The 18316-nt window shown below is 55.7% G+C and carries 18 protein-coding genes and 1 pseudogene; all 19 read left to right on the top strand.

Translation table 11 applies throughout. The features are described 5' to 3' along the window. Window positions 1-258 precede the first annotated feature (258 nt). Window positions 259-2151, top strand: a complete 1893-nt coding sequence (mnmG, locus tag AACY07_RS12185; protein ID WP_326427639.1) for a tRNA uridine-5-carboxymethylaminomethyl(34) synthesis enzyme MnmG — start codon at window positions 259-261, stop codon at window positions 2149-2151. Beyond that, window positions 2148-2792, top strand: a complete 645-nt coding sequence (rsmG, locus tag AACY07_RS12180; RefSeq protein WP_133074939.1) for a 16S rRNA (guanine(527)-N(7))-methyltransferase RsmG — start codon at window positions 2148-2150, stop codon at window positions 2790-2792. Before mnmG ends, rsmG begins: the two co-directional genes overlap by 4 nt. An 18-nt stretch (window positions 2793-2810) precedes the next feature. Continuing rightward, the gene (locus AACY07_RS12175) at window positions 2811-3602 is read left to right on the top strand and encodes a ParA family protein (RefSeq protein WP_046809500.1); all 792 of its coding nucleotides are present in this window, start codon (window positions 2811-2813) and stop codon (window positions 3600-3602) included. Between the two features lie 9 nt (window positions 3603-3611). After that, window positions 3612-4484, top strand: a complete 873-nt coding sequence (locus tag AACY07_RS12170; protein ID WP_133074938.1) for a ParB/RepB/Spo0J family partition protein — start codon at window positions 3612-3614, stop codon at window positions 4482-4484. 148 nt (window positions 4485-4632) lie between these two features. Further along, window positions 4633-5040 (top strand): F0F1 ATP synthase subunit I, encoded by a 408-nt coding sequence (locus AACY07_RS12165; protein ID WP_003437994.1) that lies wholly within the window; start codon window positions 4633-4635, stop codon window positions 5038-5040. A gap of 16 nt (window positions 5041-5056) precedes the next feature. After that, window positions 5057-5926: a F0F1 ATP synthase subunit A gene (atpB, locus tag AACY07_RS12160; RefSeq protein WP_095036260.1), complete on the top strand. Its 870-nt coding sequence runs from the start codon at window positions 5057-5059 to the stop codon at window positions 5924-5926. Window positions 5927-6048: 122 nt separating this feature from the next. Further along, window positions 6049-6306 carry a F0F1 ATP synthase subunit C gene (atpE, locus tag AACY07_RS12155; protein ID WP_002555987.1) on the top strand — a complete coding sequence of 86 codons (258 nt, stop codon included), beginning with the start codon at window positions 6049-6051 and terminating at the stop codon, window positions 6304-6306. A gap of 57 nt (window positions 6307-6363) precedes the next feature. After that, on the top strand, window positions 6364-6834 hold the full coding sequence (locus AACY07_RS12150) for a F0F1 ATP synthase subunit B (protein WP_016782874.1): 471 nt from the start codon (window positions 6364-6366) through the stop codon (window positions 6832-6834). 12 nt (window positions 6835-6846) lie between these two features. After that, the gene (locus tag AACY07_RS12145; RefSeq protein ID WP_046809499.1) at window positions 6847-7383 is read left to right on the top strand and encodes a F0F1 ATP synthase subunit delta; all 537 of its coding nucleotides are present in this window, start codon (window positions 6847-6849) and stop codon (window positions 7381-7383) included. Between the two features lie 21 nt (window positions 7384-7404). Beyond that, complete coding sequence (gene atpA, locus AACY07_RS12140) at window positions 7405-8949, top strand: F0F1 ATP synthase subunit alpha (RefSeq protein ID WP_019828665.1); 1545 nt, start codon at window positions 7405-7407, stop codon at window positions 8947-8949. Window positions 8950-8999: 50 nt separating this feature from the next. Then, window positions 9000-9860, top strand: a complete 861-nt coding sequence (gene atpG / locus AACY07_RS12135) for a F0F1 ATP synthase subunit gamma (protein WP_133074937.1) — start codon at window positions 9000-9002, stop codon at window positions 9858-9860. A 27-nt stretch (window positions 9861-9887) separates the two neighbouring features. Then, window positions 9888-11267: a F0F1 ATP synthase subunit beta gene (gene atpD / locus AACY07_RS12130; protein ID WP_016782877.1), complete on the top strand. Its 1380-nt coding sequence runs from the start codon at window positions 9888-9890 to the stop codon at window positions 11265-11267. A 56-nt stretch (window positions 11268-11323) separates the two neighbouring features. Continuing rightward, the gene (locus AACY07_RS12125; RefSeq protein ID WP_133075339.1) at window positions 11324-11743 is read left to right on the top strand and encodes a F0F1 ATP synthase subunit epsilon; all 420 of its coding nucleotides are present in this window, start codon (window positions 11324-11326) and stop codon (window positions 11741-11743) included. A 115-nt stretch (window positions 11744-11858) separates the two neighbouring features. Next, window positions 11859-13226, top strand: coding sequence for a bifunctional UDP-N-acetylglucosamine diphosphorylase/glucosamine-1-phosphate N-acetyltransferase GlmU (glmU, locus tag AACY07_RS12120; protein WP_326398933.1), 1368 nt, complete (start codon window positions 11859-11861; stop codon window positions 13224-13226). Between the two features lie 266 nt (window positions 13227-13492). Continuing rightward, window positions 13493-14260, top strand: a complete 768-nt coding sequence (locus AACY07_RS12115) for a DeoR/GlpR family DNA-binding transcription regulator (protein WP_019828670.1) — start codon at window positions 13493-13495, stop codon at window positions 14258-14260. Window positions 14261-14269: 9 nt separating this feature from the next. After that, window positions 14270-16105, top strand: coding sequence for a glutamine--fructose-6-phosphate transaminase (isomerizing) (gene glmS, locus AACY07_RS12110; RefSeq protein WP_339474989.1), 1836 nt, complete (start codon window positions 14270-14272; stop codon window positions 16103-16105). Window positions 16106-16572: 467 nt separating this feature from the next. Continuing rightward, a pseudogene (locus AACY07_RS12105) lies at window positions 16573-16725 on the top strand (DDE-type integrase/transposase/recombinase); the annotation flags it as partial. A 96-nt stretch (window positions 16726-16821) separates the two neighbouring features. Then, complete coding sequence (locus tag AACY07_RS12100; protein ID WP_326398938.1) at window positions 16822-17343, top strand: sigma-70 family RNA polymerase sigma factor; 522 nt, start codon at window positions 16822-16824, stop codon at window positions 17341-17343. Next, window positions 17340-18302: a FecR family protein gene (locus AACY07_RS12095; RefSeq protein WP_339474988.1), complete on the top strand. Its 963-nt coding sequence runs from the start codon at window positions 17340-17342 to the stop codon at window positions 18300-18302. The genes AACY07_RS12100 and AACY07_RS12095 overlap by 4 nt, the downstream gene beginning before the upstream one ends. Window positions 18303-18316: the final 14 nt, after the last annotated feature.

Genomic DNA, 18316 nt, shown 5'->3' with positions numbered 1-18316 from the left:
CATCGGTGCATAACCACAGACTTTTGAATCTCTGTACAGTACGTAGAATATAGCCTTCAGCAATCTATCCACAGAAAGGTGGCTCAGTAGAAATAAACATAAAAACAAAGCTTTATAAATTTCTTCTCTATTTATTTATCTATCTTGCCTTTATCCACAGCTGGTTAAATTTTGTGCAAAGGGTTCTTTAAGAAGGGCGAAGTCCCTATACTTCGCGGTCTATCCAAAAAACCCCTAGTAACAGGCACGAGGTGCGTGGTGAATTTCCCTTCCCGTTTTGCAGTGATCGTCATCGGCGGCGGTCACGCCGGAACCGAGGCTGCACTTGCTTCAGCACGCATGGGCGTAAAAACCCTGCTGTTGACCCACAACGTGGAAACCCTCGGGCAAATGAGCTGCAATCCTGCGATTGGCGGGATTGGTAAAAGCCATCTGGTTAAAGAAATCGACGCCCTGGGCGGCGCGATGGCAATGGCTACCGATAAAGGCGGCATCCAGTTCCGTGTACTCAATGGGCGTAAAGGCCCGGCAGTACGGGCAACCCGTGCACAGGCCGACCGCATTCTGTACAAGGCGGCTATTCGCGAAACGCTTGAAAACCAGCCCAACCTGTGGATATTTCAACAGGCTGCTGATGACCTGATCGTTGAACAGGATCAAGTGCGGGGCGTAGTGACCCAAATGGGCCTGCGTTTTATGGCTGATGCTGTGGTTTTGACCACAGGTACTTTCCTCGGTGGACTTATCCACATCGGGATGCAGAATTACTCGGGTGGCCGAGCCGGTGATCCACCTTCGATCGCCCTGGCACACCGCCTGCGTGAACTGCCCCTGCGAGTTGGTCGCCTGAAAACCGGTACACCACCGCGTATCGATGGGCGCTCTGTGGATTTCTCGGTCATGACCGAGCAACCAGGCGATACACCGATTCCAGTGATGTCGTTCATGGGCAACAAAGAACAGCATCCGGCTCAGGTCAGTTGCTGGATTACCCATACCAACGCCCGTACTCACGAAATCATCGCGTCCAACCTCGACCGCTCACCGATGTACTCGGGCGTAATCGAAGGGATTGGCCCGCGTTACTGCCCGTCGATCGAAGACAAGATTCACCGCTTTGCCGATAAGGAAAGCCATCAGGTTTTCATCGAGCCGGAAGGTTTGACCACTCACGAGCTGTACCCGAACGGGATCTCCACATCCTTGCCGTTCGACGTGCAAATCCAGATCGTGCAATCGATTCGCGGCATGGAAAACGCCCATATCGTGCGGCCCGGCTATGCCATCGAATACGACTACTTCGATCCGCGGGACCTGAAATACAGCCTTGAAACCAAGGTAATCGGCGGCTTGTTCTTCGCAGGGCAAATCAACGGTACTACCGGTTACGAAGAAGCCGGGGCCCAAGGTTTGCTGGCTGGCGCCAACGCGGCATTGCTCGCACAGGGCAAGGAAAGCTGGTGCCCGCGTCGCGACGAGGCGTACATCGGAGTATTGGTCGACGACCTGATTACCCTGGGTACTCAAGAGCCGTACCGGATGTTTACATCTCGTGCCGAATACCGGCTGATCCTGCGCGAAGACAACGCCGACATGCGCTTGACCGAAAAAGGTCGCGAATTGGGCTTGGTCGATGATGCCCGTTGGGCCGCTTTCTGCACCAAGCGTGAAAGCATTGCGCAAGAAGAACAGCGCCTGAAAAGCACTTGGGTTCGCCCGGGCACTGAGCAGGGCGATGCCATTGCAGCTAAATTCGGCACGCCGCTGACCCATGAATACAATTTGCTGAACCTGCTGACACGCCCCGAAATCGACTACGCCGGTCTGGTTGAAGTGACCGGGCAAGGCGCAGAAGATCCGTTGGTCGCCGAGCAGGTTGAGATCAAAACCAAGTACGCCGGATATATCGATCGTCAACAAGACGAAATTGCCCGTCTGCGCGCCAGTGAGAACACCAAACTGCCTGTGGATATCGATTACACGATCATCTCCGGGCTGTCGAAAGAGATCCAGAGCAAGCTGGGCGCAACCCGTCCCGAGACCTTGGGGCAGGCTTCGCGTATTCCAGGTGTGACGCCTGCGGCGATTTCCCTGTTGATGATTCACCTGAAAAAGCGCGGCGCTGGCCGCACGTTGGAGCAAAACGCTTGAGTTCGCTGGTTACCGCGCAACACGCCGAAGAGTTATCCACAGGTGCACGCCAATTGGGCGTAGCACTGTCCGAAAACCAGCATCAGCTATTGCTGGGTTATTTGGCCCTGTTGATCAAATGGAACAAGGCCTACAACCTCACGGCTGTGCGTAACCCGGACGAAATGGTTTCGCGCCATTTGCTCGACAGCCTCAGCGTGATGCCCTTCATCGAAAATGGCCGTTGGCTGGATGTGGGCAGCGGCGGCGGCATGCCGGGCATTCCCCTGGCGATCCTGTTTCCCGAGTCCCAAGTGACCTGTCTGGACAGCAACGGCAAGAAAACCCGTTTTCTGACCCAGGTGAAACTCGAGCTCAAGCTGGATAACTTGCAAGTTATCCACAGTCGCGTTGAAGAGTTTCAGCCAGAGCTGCCATTCAATGGAATTGTTTCCAGGGCTTTCAGCAGCATGGAGAACTTCAGCAACTGGACACGCCATCTGGGCAACAGTGAAACGCGCTGGTTGGCAATGAAGGGCGTTCATCCGGCTGATGAGCTGGTAGCATTGCCGTCTGATTTTCGTCTAGATAGCGAACACGCCTTGACTGTTCCAGGTTGCCAAGGCCAACGCCATCTGCTGATACTGCGCCGCACGGCATGATTGGGAACGCAAGCAAGAATGGCTAAGGTATTCGCAATAGCGAACCAAAAGGGTGGTGTGGGTAAAACCACCACCTGTATCAACCTCGCAGCATCGCTGGTCGCGACCAAGCGCCGCGTGCTTCTGATCGACCTCGATCCACAAGGCAACGCCACCATGGGTAGCGGTGTGGATAAACATGGTCTCGAGAATTCGGTCTACGACCTGTTGATCGGTGAATGTGATCTGGCCCAGGCCATGCACATCTCCGAACACGGTGGGTACCAGCTTCTGCCCGCAAACCGTGATTTGACGGCAGCTGAAGTTGTATTGCTCGAAATGCAGATGAAAGAAAGCCGTCTGCGTACTGCACTGGCGCCGGTTCGCGAGAGCTACGATTACATTCTGATCGATTGCCCGCCGTCTCTGTCGATGTTGACCCTGAACGCTCTGGTTGCTGCCGATGGGGTCATTATCCCCATGCAGTGCGAGTACTTCGCACTCGAAGGCTTGAGCGATCTTGTGGATAACATCAAGCGCATTGCCGAACTGCTGAACCCGAACCTGAAGATCGAAGGCCTGCTGCGGACCATGTACGACCCGCGTCTGAGCCTGATGAACGATGTATCGGCTCAGCTCAAGGAACACTTCGGCGAGCAGCTCTACGACACGGTGATTCCGCGCAACATCCGCTTGGCCGAAGCGCCGAGTTACGGCATGCCGGCACTGGCGTATGACAAAAATTCCCGTGGCGCGATTGCTTACCTTGCCCTGGCGGGCGAGCTGGTTCGTCGTCAACGTCGTACCACCCGCACGCCTCAGCCAACTTAAGGAAATCCCATGGCCGTCAAGAAACGAGGTCTCGGACGCGGACTGGATGCACTCCTGAGTGGTCCAACGGTCAGCTCGCTGGAAGAGCAAGCGGTCAAGGTTGATCAAAGCGAACTGCAACACTTGCCTCTGGACCTGATCCAGCGCGGCAAGTATCAGCCTCGTCGCGACATGGATCCCCAGGCGCTTGAAGAGCTGGCCAGCTCGATCAGGACCCAGGGCGTGATGCAGCCAATCGTGGTTCGCCCGATTGATGGCAACCGCTTTGAGATCATCGCCGGTGAACGTCGCTGGCGCGCCAGCCAACAGGCAGGCAAGGACACCATCCCGGCGATGGTGCGTGATGTGCCGGATGAAACCGCCATCGCGATGGCGCTGATCGAAAACATTCAGCGCGAAGATCTCAATCCGATTGAAGAAGCCGTCGCCTTGCAACGCTTGCAGCAAGAGTTCCAGCTGACTCAGCAGCAAGTTGCCGACGCTGTGGGTAAGTCCCGGGTGTCTGTGGCTAACTTGTTGCGATTGATTTCCTTGCCGGAAGTCATCAAAACCATGCTGTCCCACGGTGACCTTGAAATGGGTCATGCGCGGGCATTGCTCGGTTTGCCTGAAACTCAGCAGGTTGAAGGGGCGCGACACGTTGTCGCACGAGGTCTGACAGTGCGTCAGACCGAAGCACTTGTTCGCCAGTGGTTGAGTGGCAAACAAGAGCCTGCTGAACCGGTTAAACCAGATCCGGACATTGCCAGGCTCGAACAGCGTCTGGCAGAGCGCCTAGGCTCTGCGGTGCAGATTCGCCACGGAAAGAAGGGAAAAGGCCAGTTAGTGATTGGTTACAATTCTCTGGATGAGCTTCAAGGAGTGCTTGCTCACATCCGCTGAAACAATTCCCCATGTAGCGTGCAGTCGGAAATCACTACCTGACAGTTGAATAGGGGCTTAAGCGCCCCTATACTCTGCGCGCATTTTGTCGGCACAAATTATGCCAAGTTTTCTGTTTTTGGTAGCCGACCTTTGAGGAGCAGTTGTGATGGAAACCCGCACGCCAAACCGCTTGCCGTTCCATCGCTTGGCGGTTTTTCCGGTTTTGCTGGCTCAATTTGTCGTTTTATTGCTGGCTGCTCTGGGGCTCTGGCAATGGCATGGAGTCGTCGCCGGATATTCAGGACTCTGCGGAGGCCTGATAGCTTTGCTACCCAATGTGTATTTTGCTCACAGGGCTTTTCGGTTTTCCGGCGCCCGAGCAGCGCAAGCCATCGTCCGGTCGTTTTACGCTGGCGAGGCGGGCAAGTTAATTTTGACGGCAGTGCTGTTCGCGCTGACGTTTGCAGGTGTGAAGCCATTGGCGCCGTTAGCAGTATTCGGCGTCTTCGTGTTGACCCAACTGGTCAGCTGGTTCGCTCCCCTGCTAATGAGAACAACACTTTCGAGACCTTAGGGCGTTTGAGGCAACCATGGCAGAAACAACCGCTTCGGGCTATATCCAGCACCACTTACAGAACCTGACCTTTGGGCAGCTACCTGATGGCGGCTGGGGCTTTGCTCACACCGTTGCAGAAGCTAAAGCAATGGGTTTTTGGGCTTTCCACGTCGATACCCTCGGCTGGTCGCTTTTTGTAGGTCTGATCTTCATCCTCGTATTCCGCATGGCGGCCAAGAAGGCAACTTCCGGTCAACCAGGCGCACTGCAGAACTTCGTTGAAGTACTGGTGGAATTCGTTGATGGCAGCGTAAAAGACAGTTTCCACGGTCGCAGTGCAGTTATCGCACCGCTGGCGCTGACCATTTTCGTGTGGGTGTTCCTCATGAACGCCATCGACCTGGTTCCGGTTGACTGGATTCCTCAGTTGGCGATCCTGATCACTGGCGATGAGCACTTCCCGTTCCGTGCCGTACCGACGACTGATCCAAACGCGACCATGGGCATGGCCCTGTCGGTATTCGCGCTGATCATCTTCTACAGCATCAAAATCAAGGGCATCGGCGGTTTTATCGGCGAACTGACCCTGCACCCGTTTGGCAGCAAGAATATTTTTGTTCAAGCGCTGCTGATTCCGGTGAACTTCCTGCTCGAATTCGTGACGTTGATCGCCAAGCCTATTTCGTTGGCTCTGCGTCTGTTCGGCAACATGTACGCTGGCGAACTGGTGTTTATCCTGATCGCCGTGATGTTCGGCAGCGGCCTGCTTTGGCTTAGCGGTCTGGGCGTGGTGCTGCAATGGGCGTGGGCTGTATTCCACATCCTGATCATCACCTTGCAAGCGTTCATCTTCATGATGTTGACCATCGTCTATCTGTCGATGGCACACGAAGATAACCACTAAGATCCGCTTCGGCGAGTCTGGTGCTCCTCTCACCTTCGGGTGAGAGGGCGTCGCAAAATGATTTTGTTTTACCGCTTTAATCTAAAAACCTAAACCATACGACGTAAAAGTCGGGAGGAAAGATGGAAACTGTAGTTGGTCTAACCGCTATCGCTGTTGCACTGTTGATCGGCCTGGGCGCACTGGGTACCGCAATTGGTTTCGGCCTGTTGGGTGGCAAGTTCCTGGAAGGCGCAGCGCGTCAACCAGAAATGGTTCCAATGCTGCAAGTTAAAATGTTCATCGTTGCCGGTCTGCTCGACGCCGTAACCATGATCGGTGTTGGTATCGCACTGTTCTTCACCTTCGCGAACCCCTTCGTTGGTCAACTCGCTGGCTAATCACTCGAATTTTCGAGTTGATTAGAGTGATGGACAACGAACGAGCGAGGTGTTGGCGTGAACATTAATGCAACCCTGATTGGCCAGTCCGTTGCGTTCTTCATTTTTGTACTGTTTTGCATGAAGTTCGTGTGGCCTCCGGTCATCGCGGCATTGCAAGAACGTCAGAAGAAGATTGCGGCTGGACTGGACGCTGCTAACCGAGCAGCTCGCGACCTGGAGTTGGCCCAAGATAAAGCGGGTCAACAACTGCGCGAAGCTAAGGCTCAAGCAGCTGAAATCATTGAGCAAGCCAAGAAACGCGGTACTCAGATCGTAGACGAAGCCCGTGAACAGGCTCGCGTTGAAGCTGACCGTGTGAAGGCTCAGGCTCAGGCCGAGATCGAACAGGAACTGAACAGCGTTAAAGACGCCCTGCGTGCCCAATTGGGTAGCTTGGCTGTTGAAGGCGCAGAGAAGATCCTGGGTGCCACAATCGATCAAAACGCGCACGCGGAGCTGGTTACTAAACTGGCTGCTGAAATTTAAGCGAGGGCGATCATGGCAGAATTGACCACGTTGGCCCGACCTTACGCTAAGGCAGCCTTCGAGCACGCCCAGGCCCACCAGCAACTGGCCTCTTGGTCAGCCATGCTCGGCCTGGCTGCAGCAGTGTCGCAAGACGACACTATGCAGCGCGTGCTCAAGGCCCCGCGACTGACGAGCGCAGAAAAGGCCGCCACGTTTATTGACGTGTGCGGCGACAAGTTCACTGTAGAAGCACAGAACTTCATCAACGTCGTTGCCGAAAACGACCGTCTCCCGCTATTGCCGGAGATCGCCGCTCTGTTTGACCTGTACAAGGCTGAACAAGAGAAGTCGGTAGACGTAGAAGTGACCAGCGCTTTTACATTGGACCAAGAACAGCAAGACAAACTCGCCAAGGTTCTCAGTGCACGACTCAACCGGGAAGTGCGCCTGCAAGTTGCGGAGGATGCCAGCCTTATAGGTGGTGTCATCATCCGCGCCGGCGACCTGGTTATCGATGGCTCGGTTCGCGGAAAACTCGCAAGCCTTGCCGAAGCATTGAAATCTTGAGTTTGAAGGGGCAGCAGAGCAATGCAGCAACTCAATCCTTCCGAAATAAGTGAAATTATCAAGGGCCGCATCGAAAAACTCGATGTGACCTCCCAAGCCCGTAACGAAGGCACTGTCGTCAGCGTATCTGACGGTATTGTGCGGATTCACGGTCTGGCCGACGTAATGTACGGCGAGATGATCGAGTTTCCGGGCAGTGTCTTCGGTATGGCTCTCAACCTGGAGCAAGACTCTGTAGGTGCCGTAGTATTGGGCGCATACACGACTCTGGCTGAAGGCATGAGCGCCAAGTGCACTGGCCGCATCCTGGAAGTTCCGGTTGGTAAGGAACTGCTGGGTCGCGTTGTCGACGCACTGGGTAACCCAGTTGATGGCAAAGGTCCACTGGGCAACACCGAGACTGATGCAGTCGAGAAAGTTGCTCCAGGCGTGATCTGGCGTAAGTCGGTAGACCAGCCTGTACAGACTGGCTACAAGGCTGTCGATGCCATGATCCCTGTCGGCCGTGGCCAGCGTGAGCTGATCATCGGTGACCGTCAGATCGGTAAAACCGCTCTGGCGATCGACGCGATCATCAACCAGAAGAACAGCGGCATTTTCTGTGTATACGTAGCGATCGGTCAGAAGCAATCGACTATCGCCAACGTGGTTCGCAAGCTGGAAGAAAACGGCGCGTTGGCTAACACCATCGTCGTTGCTGCCAGTGCTTCCGAATCCGCAGCGCTGCAGTTCCTGGCACCGTACTCCGGTTGCACCATGGGCGAATACTTCCGCGACCGCGGTGAAGACGCACTGATCGTTTATGACGATCTGTCCAAGCAAGCAGTGGCTTACCGCCAGATTTCCCTGCTGCTGCGCCGTCCACCAGGCCGTGAAGCTTACCCAGGCGACGTGTTCTATCTCCACTCCCGTCTTCTGGAGCGCGCATCCCGCGTATCCGAAGAGTACGTAGAGAAGTTCACCAACGGCGCAGTGACCGGCAAAACCGGTTCCCTGACCGCACTGCCGATCATCGAAACCCAGGCTGGCGACGTTTCCGCGTTCGTTCCGACCAACGTGATTTCCATCACTGACGGTCAGATCTTCCTGGAATCGGCCATGTTCAACTCCGGGATCCGTCCTGCAGTGAACGCCGGTGTTTCGGTATCCCGTGTGGGTGGTGCCGCTCAGACCAAGATCATCAAGAAGCTGTCCGGTGGTATCCGTACCGCTCTGGCTCAGTACCGTGAACTGGCAGCATTTGCCCAGTTCGCATCTGACCTGGACGAAGCGACCCGTAAGCAACTTGAGCATGGTCAGCGCGTTACCGAGCTGATGAAGCAGAAGCAATACGCACCAATGTCGATCGCTGACATGGCGCTGTCGCTGTATGCCGCTGAGCGTGGGTTCCTGACTGACGTCGAAATCACCAAGGTCGGTAGCTTTGAACAAGCGCTGATTGCTTACTTCAACCGCGATCACGCCGAACTAATGGCGAAGATCAACGTTAAAGGTGACTTCAATGACGAAATCGATTCTGGCATCAAAGCCGGTATCGAGAAGTTCAAGGCCACCCAAACCTGGTAAGCCGCAGCGGGAGCCGCAAGGCTCCCGCTTGCTAACCTGATAGGTGTTACATGGCAGGCGCAAAAGAGATTCGCAGTAAGATTGCGAGCATCAAAAGCACGCAAAAGATTACCAGCGCCATGGAAAAAGTGGCGGTCAGCAAAATGCGCAAGGCACAAATGCGCATGGCTGCTAGCCGTCCTTATGCGGAGCGTATCCGCCAGGTTATTGGGCATTTGGCTAACGCCAACCCGGAATACCGCCACCCATTCATGATCGACCGCGAAGTTAAGCGTGTGGGTTATGTGGTTGTGAGCAGTGACCGTGGTTTGTGCGGTGGTTTGAATACCAACCTGTTCAAGGCTTTGGTCAAGGACATGGCGGTAAACCGTGAAAACGGCGTCGAGATTGATCTGTGCGTGGTCGGCAGCAAAGGTGCGGCATTTTTCCGTAACTTCGGCGGTAACGTCGTCGCTGCTATCAGCCATCTGGGTGAAGAACCGTCGATCAATGACTTGATCGGCAGCGTTAAGGTGATGCTGGATGCTTACCTGGAAGGCCGTATTGACCGCCTGTCCGTGGTATCCAACAAGTTCGTCAACACCATGACGCAACAGCCTACTGTGGAGCAGTTGATTCCACTGGTGGCGACCCCGGATCAAAAACTCAAGCACCACTGGGACTATCTCTACGAACCGGATGCCAAAGAGCTGCTAGACGGCTTGATGGTGCGTTACGTGGAGTCGCAGGTGTACCAGGCGGTGGTCGAGAACAGTGCAGCTGAACAAGCTGCGCGGATGATCGCAATGAAGAACGCCACTGATAACGCCGGTGACTTGATCAGCGATTTGCAGCTGATCTACAACAAGGCGCGTCAGGCTGCGATCACCCAAGAGATCTCGGAAATCGTCGGCGGCGCTGCCGCGGTTTAACGGTTCAAATATTCAGAGGATCCAGCTATGAGTAGCGGACGTATCGTTCAAATCATCGGCGCCGTGATCGACGTGGAATTTCCACGCGAAAACGTACCGAGCATCTACAACGCGCTGAAAGTACAAAGCGCGGCCGGAACCACTCTGGAAGTTCAGCAACAGCTGGGCGACGGCGTGGTTCGTACCATTGCGATGGGTTCCACCGAGGGCTTGAAGCGCGGTCTGGAAGTCACCGACTCTGGCGCAGCCATTTCCGTTCCAGTCGGTAAAGCGACTCTGGGCCGGATCATGGACGTTCTGGGCAACCCGATCGACGAAGCTGGCCCGATTGACACCGAAGAGCGTTGGGGCATTCACCGCCCAGCACCGTCCTTCGCTGAGCAAGCTGGCGGCAACGACCTTCTGGAAACAGGCATCAAGGTTATCGACCTGATCTGCCCGTTTGCTAAAGGCGGTAAGGTTGGTCTGTTCGGTGGTGCCGGTGTAGGCAAAACCGTAAACATGATGGAACTGATCCGTAACATCGCCATGGAACACAGCGGTTACTCTGTGTTTGCTGGTGTGGGCGAGCGTACCCGTGAGGGTAACGACTTCTACCACGAGATGAAGGATTCCAGCGTACTGGACAAAGTGGCACTGGTTTACGGTCAGATGAACGAGCCGCCGGGTAACCGTCTGCGCGTAGCACTGACTGGCCTGACCATGGCCGAGAAGTTCCGTGACGAAGGTAACGACGTACTGTTGTTCGTTGACAACATCTACCGTTACACCTTGGCCGGTACTGAAGTATCCGCACTGCTGGGCCGTATGCCTTCGGCAGTAGGTTACCAGCCGACTCTGGCTGAAGAGATGGGTACTCTGCAAGAGCGCATCACTTCGACCAAGAACGGTTCGATCACTTCGATCCAAGCGGTATACGTACCTGCGGATGACTTGACTGACCCGTCGCCTGCGACCACGTTTGCCCACTTGGACGCTACCGTCGTTCTGTCCCGTGACATCGCTTCCCTGGGTATCTACCCAGCAGTAGATCCACTGGATTCGACTTCGCGCCAGCTGGATCCGAACGTTATCGGCCAGGAACACTACGACACCGCTCGCGGCGTTCAGTACGTGTTGCAGCGTTACAAAGAACTGAAGGACATCATTGCGATCCTGGGTATGGACGAGCTGTCGGAAACCGACAAGCAGTTGGTATCCCGCGCTCGTAAGATCCAGCGTTTCTTGTCTCAGCCGTTCTTCGTGGCAGAGGTCTTCACTGGCGCTTCGGGTAAATACGTTTCCCTGAAAGACACCATTGCTGGCTTCAAAGGCATCCTCAACGGTGACTACGACCACCTGCCAGAACAAGCGTTCTACATGGTCGGCGGCATCGAAGAAGCGATCGAGAAAGCCAAGAAACTGTAATTCCGGCGCCCGGCAACGGGCGCTAATCAGGTTGAGGCAATCAGATGGCTAATATGATGACAGTCCATTGCGATATCGTCAGTGCGGAAGGAGAAATCTTTTCCGGTCAGGTCGAGATGGTGATTGCGCACGGCAGCCTGGGTGATCTTGGTATCGCTCTGGGTCATGCTCCGCTGATCACTGAACTCAAGCCAGGTCCGATCCGCCTGATCAAATTGGGTGGTGAAGCCGAGGTGTTTTACATCTCCGGTGGTTACCTCGAGGTTCAGCCGAACATGGTCAAGGTTCTTGCCGACACCGTGCAACGTGCTGCCGACCTGGATGAAGCCTCCGCTCAGGAAGCCGTCAAGGCTGCCGAGAAGGCCCTGAACGAAAGAGGCGCAGAATTCGATTACGGATCTGCTGCTGCACGACTGGCCGAGGCTGCAGCTCAGCTGCGCACCGTTCAGCAAATCCGCAAAAAGTTTGGCGGCTAAGCCTCCTGCTTCATTGTGTGATTGATTAAAAAGGGTAGCCTCGGCTACCCTTTTTCTTTTTCCGCGAAATACTTTTTGGTCGCAACCGCTGACCACCCAGGATTGGTAGCCAGTCATGTCTCTCGATATCGTTATTCTCGCTGCAGGTCAGGGCACCCGCATGCGTTCATCCTTGCCAAAGGTTCTGCATCCCGTGGCAGGCAACTCCATGCTCGGCCATGTTATCCACAGCGCTCGCCAGCTCAAGCCGACCGGCATCCACGTCGTTATCGGGCACGGTGCCGAACTGGTCCGCGAGCGTTTGGCAGCTGATGATCTGAACTTTGTGCTGCAAGACAAGCAATTGGGGACTGGCCATGCCGTGGCCCAGGCATTGCCATTTTTGACGGCTCAAAATGTGCTGATCCTTTATGGGGATGTGCCGCTGATCGAAGTTGAGACCTTGCAGCGTTTGCTCAAGCAAGTCGGCCCTGAGCAATTGGGTCTGCTGACTGTGAACCTGGCCGACCCGACCGGTTATGGCCGGATCGTGCGTGACGCCAACGGCAACGTCAGTGCCATCGTTGAGCATAAGGATGCGACCGAAGCCGAACGTGCCATCAGTGAAGGCAACACCGGGATTTTGGCGTTGCCGACCCAGCACCTGGGTGACTGGATGAGCCGCCTTTCGAACAATAACGTCCAGGGCGAGTATTACCTGACCGACGTGATTGCGATGGCAGTGAATGATGGTCTGGTAGTGGCTACTGAACATGCACACGACCCGATGGAAGTGCAGGGCGCCAATGATCGCAAGCAACTCAGTGAGCTGGAGCGTCATTACCAGCTACGCGAAGCCCGACGCTTGATGGCATTGGGTGTGACCTTGCGTGACCCGGCCCGTTTCGATGTGCGCGGTGAAGTGACGGTGGGCCGTGACGTGCTGATCGATATCAACGTGATTCTGGAAGGCCGTGTGGTCATCGAAGATGACGTGGTGATTGGCCCCAACTGCGTGATCAAAGACAGCACCTTGCGCAAAGGCGTGGTAGTTAAAGCCAATAGCCATATCGACGGCGCCGTGATGGGTGAAAACAGCGATGCCGGCCCATTCGCTCGTTTGCGCCCGGGTAGCGTGCTGGATGCCCGTGCCCATGTGGGTAACTTTGTCGAATTGAAAAATGCCCACCTGGGTGAAGATGCCAAGTGCGGCCATCTGACTTACCTGGGGGATGCCGAGGTCGGGCCACGCACCAACATTGGCGCGGGCACGATCACCTGTAACTACGATGGCGCCAACAAGTGGAAAACCGTGTTGGGGGCCGATGTGTTTATCGGTTCGAACAACTCTCTGGTAGCGCCTGTGGATATCTCCAACGGTGCAACCACCGCAGCGGGCTCAACCATCAACCAGGATGTTGCCCCTGAGCAACTGGCAGTCGGTCGTGCGCGCCAGCGAAATATTGATGGCTGGAAGCGTCCGGTTAAGCAGCCAAAGGCTTGATGTGGACTTATCCACAGATCAGCTTGGCGATCTGGGGTTATCAACAAGTCATCCTATAACTGTTTAAAATCAATAAGTTACCTAAAGCCTTATCTACAATCTGTGGATAAGGCTTTATTTTTATCCGCTTTGAATAACGATAGGTCCCATTAATACAGGGCGACATTGAGTTATTCACAGAAAAAACCTGCAACATTTTCTTGACGGGGATTTCGAGATAAGGTTTCATTGCTTTCGTTATCTTTCGAAACGAAACTTAAGCCGTTATGTCCAAACGCAATACACCACAACGCAGACACAACATCCTGGCCATGCTTGCAGAGCAAGGCGAAGTCAGTGTGGATGAGCTGGCCAAGCGCTTCGAAACCTCCGAGGTTACGATCCGCAAGGATTTGGCTGCACTCGAAAGTAACGGTCTGCTGCTACGTCGTTACGGTGGTGCTATCACCATGCCGCAAGAACTGGTCAGTGATGTTCCCCAACCGGTTTCACTTTATAAGCAAGCCATTGCCCGCGCGGCGGTTGGCCTGATTAAAGAGCATGCGCGCATCATCATCGACAGCGGCAGCACCACGGCTGCGATGATTCCACAATTGGGCCTGCAGCCGGGCCTGGTGGTGATGACCAACTCCCTGCACGTCGCCAATGCACTCAGTGAACTTGAACACGAGCCTGTGTTGCTGATGACCGGGGGCACCTGGGATCCGCACTCTGAATCCTTTCAAGGGCAGGTTGCCGAACAGGTGTTGCGATCCTACGACTTCGATCAACTATTCATCGGTGCTGACGGCATAGACCTGCAGCGCGGCACGACAACTTTTAACGAGTTGTTGGGTCTGAGCCGGGTCATGGCTGACGTCGCGCGAGAAGTCATCGTAATGGTCGAGTCGGACAAGATTGGTCGCAAGATACCCAACCTGGAACTGCCCTGGAGCAGCGTCCACACCCTTATTACCGATGATCGCCTGCCGCTGGAGGCACGCGAACAGATTCAGGCCCGGGGCATAACACTGTTATGCGCGGCCCTAAGCTAGGAGAATTTTATGTGCGGAATTGTAGGCGCAGTCGCTGAACGCAACATCACGGCCATTTTGCTTGAAGGCCTGAAACGACTTGAATACCGTGGCTACGACAGTGCTGGTGTTGCTGTTTTTACCAACAACGGCACCCTGGAACGCATGCGTCGCAACGGTAAAGTTGCTGAGCTTGAGCAAGCGCTGGCCGGTGAACCACTGGCAGGGCGTCTGGGCATCGCTCACACCCGTTGGGCAACTCACGGCGCGCCTTGCGAGCGTAACGCTCACCCGCATTTCTCCGGTTCCGATCTGGCTGTGGTTCATAACGGCATCATCGAAAACCATGAAGCCTTGCGCGAGCAACTTAAAGGCCTGGGTTACGTTTTTACTTCGGACACTGATACTGAAGTCATTGCCCACCTGCTTGAGCACAAACTCCAAGATCACAGCGACCTGACTGCGGCCCTCAAAGCCACTGTTAAAGAGTTGCACGGTGCGTACGGCCTGGCCGTGATCAGCGCCAAACAACCGGATCGTCTGGTTGCTGCCCGTAGCGGTAGCCCGCTGGTGATCGGCCTGGGTCTGGGTGAAAACTTCCTGGCTTCCGACCAATTGGCATTGCGTCAGGTAACTGACCGCTTCATGTACCTGGAAGAAGGCGATATCGCTGAAATCCATCGTGACAGCGTTCAGATCTGGGATATAGATGGCCACAGCGTTCAGCGTGAAACCGTGCAGTACAGCGATGGTGCTGAAGCGGCTGACAAGGGTGAATATCGCCACTACATGCTCAAGGAAATCCACGAGCAGCCAGCAGTGGTGCAGCGCACCCTGGAAAACCGCTTGGGTCAGGACCATGTGCTGGTACAAGCCTTCGGTCCACAGGCCAAGGAATTGTTCGCCAAAGTACGCAATGTTCAGATCGTAGCCTGTGGCACCAGCTACCACGCCGGGATGGTGGCTCGTTACTGGCTTGAAAGCCTGGCCGGTATTCCTTGCCAAGTCGAAGTGGCGAGCGAATTCCGCTACCGCAAAGTCGTGGTGCAGCCAGATACCTTGTTTGTTTCGATCTCTCAGTCGGGCGAAACCGCAGACACCCTGGCCGCTCTGCGTAATGCAAAAGAACTGGGCTTCCTTGGCAGCCTGGCGATTTGCAACGTAGGTATCAGCTCGCTGGTGCGTGAGTCTGATCTGACGCTGCTGACCCAAGCAGGTCGTGAAATTGGCGTGGCTTCCACGAAAGCCTTTACCACCCAGCTGGTGGGCCTGTTGCTATTGACGCTGTCACTAGGTCAAGTGCGCGGCACCCTGGAAGCGGGCGTTGAAGCTCAGCTGGTTGAAGAATTGCGTCGTTTGCCGGCACGTTTGGGCGAAGCCCTGGCGATGGACTCGGTTGTCGAAAAAGTGGCTGAATTGTTCGCCGACAAACACCACACCCTGTTCCTGGGTCGTGGCGCTCAGTTCCCGGTGGCAATGGAAGGTGCACTCAAGCTCAAGGAAATTTCGTACATCCACGCTGAAGCGTATCCAGCGGGCGAGTTGAAGCACGGCCCTCTGGCGCTTGTGGATAACGACATGCCGGTAGTGACCGTTGCACCGAACAATGAATTGTTGGAAAAACTGAAATCCAACCTTCAAGAAGTTCGTGCCCGTGGTGGTGAGCTGATCGTGTTTGCAGATGAACAGGCAGGCATGACCAATGGCGAAGGCACCCATGTGATCAACATGCCGCATATCCATGATGTGCTGGCACCGATCCTCTACACCATCCCGCTGCAATTGCTGTCGTACTACGTGGCCGTGCTTAAAGGCACTGACGTCGACCAGCCGCGTAACCTGGCTAAATCCGTGACTGTGGAATAAGTGGCAGCGCGATAACAGGCAGTGGTTTTAGAGAGTTAAAACTGTCGCAGGCCGCTGATTGTTCTGATCAGGCGCCTGCCACAGTTCTCATTGCTTGCACGAAGCAATCCCTATGAGAAGCTGCCGGCAAGCCAAAGTACCGCGGTGCCTGGCGCGACGTAAAACGAGGTCCAGCGGGTGCCTACTGGCGTACAAAGTCTGGATCCGGGGCGCGGGTTGCCCTGAGGCTAGGAGTCACCAGGTTGCGTGTAGGATCAAGCACCAATTCGCGGTGCGATCGGTCCAGCTTCCATTTTGCTTTGCAGTGTGGAGGAGTAAACCATTCAAATTTGCCATCGCTTGCGGCCTTCCCACAGGCGCAATCACCTTCATAAGCGATGGTGAGTTGCCCCTGCGATGCGACACCAATCAGGTAGCTGGTGGTTCCAGTCTGGTTGGTGAACAACTGCCGGTGCATATCCACCAGGATTACCGACGTGACGGAGTTTCGGGTCGGGGGGCAGAAACTTTATCTCTCGCCGATGCTTGACCTCTATAACGGCGAAATAATCGCCTTCAAGACCGCGAGGCACCCGCTGTTCGACATGGTTGGTGCGATGCTACGCCAGGCTTTTGAAAAGTCATTGGGGTATGCGTTTAGGTCATAACGCCCAGGCATTGTCAGAAGGTTAGCAATGCCACTAGTATAGAATCATTCTCATTCAAGCCCGCCACCCATGAAGCCTTCTTCAAGCACTGACACGGACAGTCTCGACACTTTGTACAAGGGCTATCACGGGTGGCTGCTGGTCTGGCTGCGCCGACGCCTGGGCTGCCCGCACAACGCGGCGGACATGGCGCAAGAGACTTTTATCCGCTTGCTGACGGCGGGGGCTTACGTGACCCCGCGCGAGCCGCGGGCTTTTCTGGCCACCGTGGCGCGGCGCTTGATGGTTGATCGCAGTCGTCGGCAAAAGCTTGAGCAGGCCTATCGCGAAGCCTTGGCGCAACACGTTGAGCACTTAGAGCACGCGCCTTCCCCCGAGCAAATACTCGCGGCAGTGCAAGCGCTGGAACACATTGCCCGCGCACTTGAGAGCATGCTCCCGCGCGCGCGCCAAGCCTTTGTTTTGCGCCACCTCGACGGCCTGAGCCACGCACAGATCGCCGAGCAACTGAACGTGTCGACCAAAACCGTGCAGAACTATCTGGTACAGGCTCTGTTGCATTGCCACGCCGCGACCGAAGAGCCGCTATGAGCAGGCCTTCGCTTAAAATCATGCGTCAGGCGGCGGTATGGCTGGTGCGACTGGACGATGAACCCAGTGCAGCAGAGCATCGCGACTTTGCTGAGTGGCTGGCCCTTGCACCCGAACACCGCAACGCGATTGAGCGCCTGCAAGGCAGCCTCGCCCCCCTGCGCGAATTACCCCTCGCGCCGACCCGTGCCGCACTGGCCACCCTGAGCCATCGTTCATCGGGCAAACGTGCGCTCAAAGCCCTGGCGTTGGGCGCGCTGGTACTGCTGCCCGGCGCGCTGGCGTTGCAGCAATTTGCGCCGGCTTACCTGCTGGCAGACATTCGCACCGGCACCGGGCAATGGCATGCGCAAAAGCTTGCAGACGGTACGTGGCTGCGCCTTGATGCGCGCTCTGCGGTGGACCTGGACTTCGATGCCCACAGCCGCACGCTGCGCTTGATCAGCGGGGAAATCCTCCTGGACGTGGCCAAGGATGCCAATCGCCCGTTCCGGGTCATCACCGACCAAGGCAGCGTACGCGCCTTGGGCACCCGATTTGTGGTGGAACGCCTGGACGGGGCCACGCGCCTGGCCATGATCGAGTCGAGCACCGAGGTCAAAAACGCCGCACAGCAGCGCACAGTGCATGCCGGCGAGCAAGTGCGTTTCGATCAGGCGGGTATTTACCCGCAGGGATCCGTCGACGGTGCCGAGATTGAACAAGCGTGGGCCCGGCACCAGCTCATCATCAAGGATCAACCACTGTCGCAAGTCCTTGATCAACTGGACCGTTACCACAGCGGTTACCTGATGTTCGACCGCACCGAGCTGGCCAGCCTCCAGGTTACCGCCGTGTTGCCCGCCGACGACAGCCCGCGCGCCCTGCGACTGCTGGCCCGCAGTCTGCCGATCAAAATAACGACGTACACACCGTGGATGACCCGCATCTCGCTGGAGCCGGAGCAAGTGCTCAAATAAAAAATATTGTCAGT

It is taken from the genome of Pseudomonas sp. RL_5y_Pfl2_69 (genome assembly GCF_963970465.1).
GTDB lineage: Bacteria > Pseudomonadota > Gammaproteobacteria > Pseudomonadales > Pseudomonadaceae > Aquipseudomonas.
This window is presented reverse-complemented; position numbering and strand designations above follow the sequence as displayed.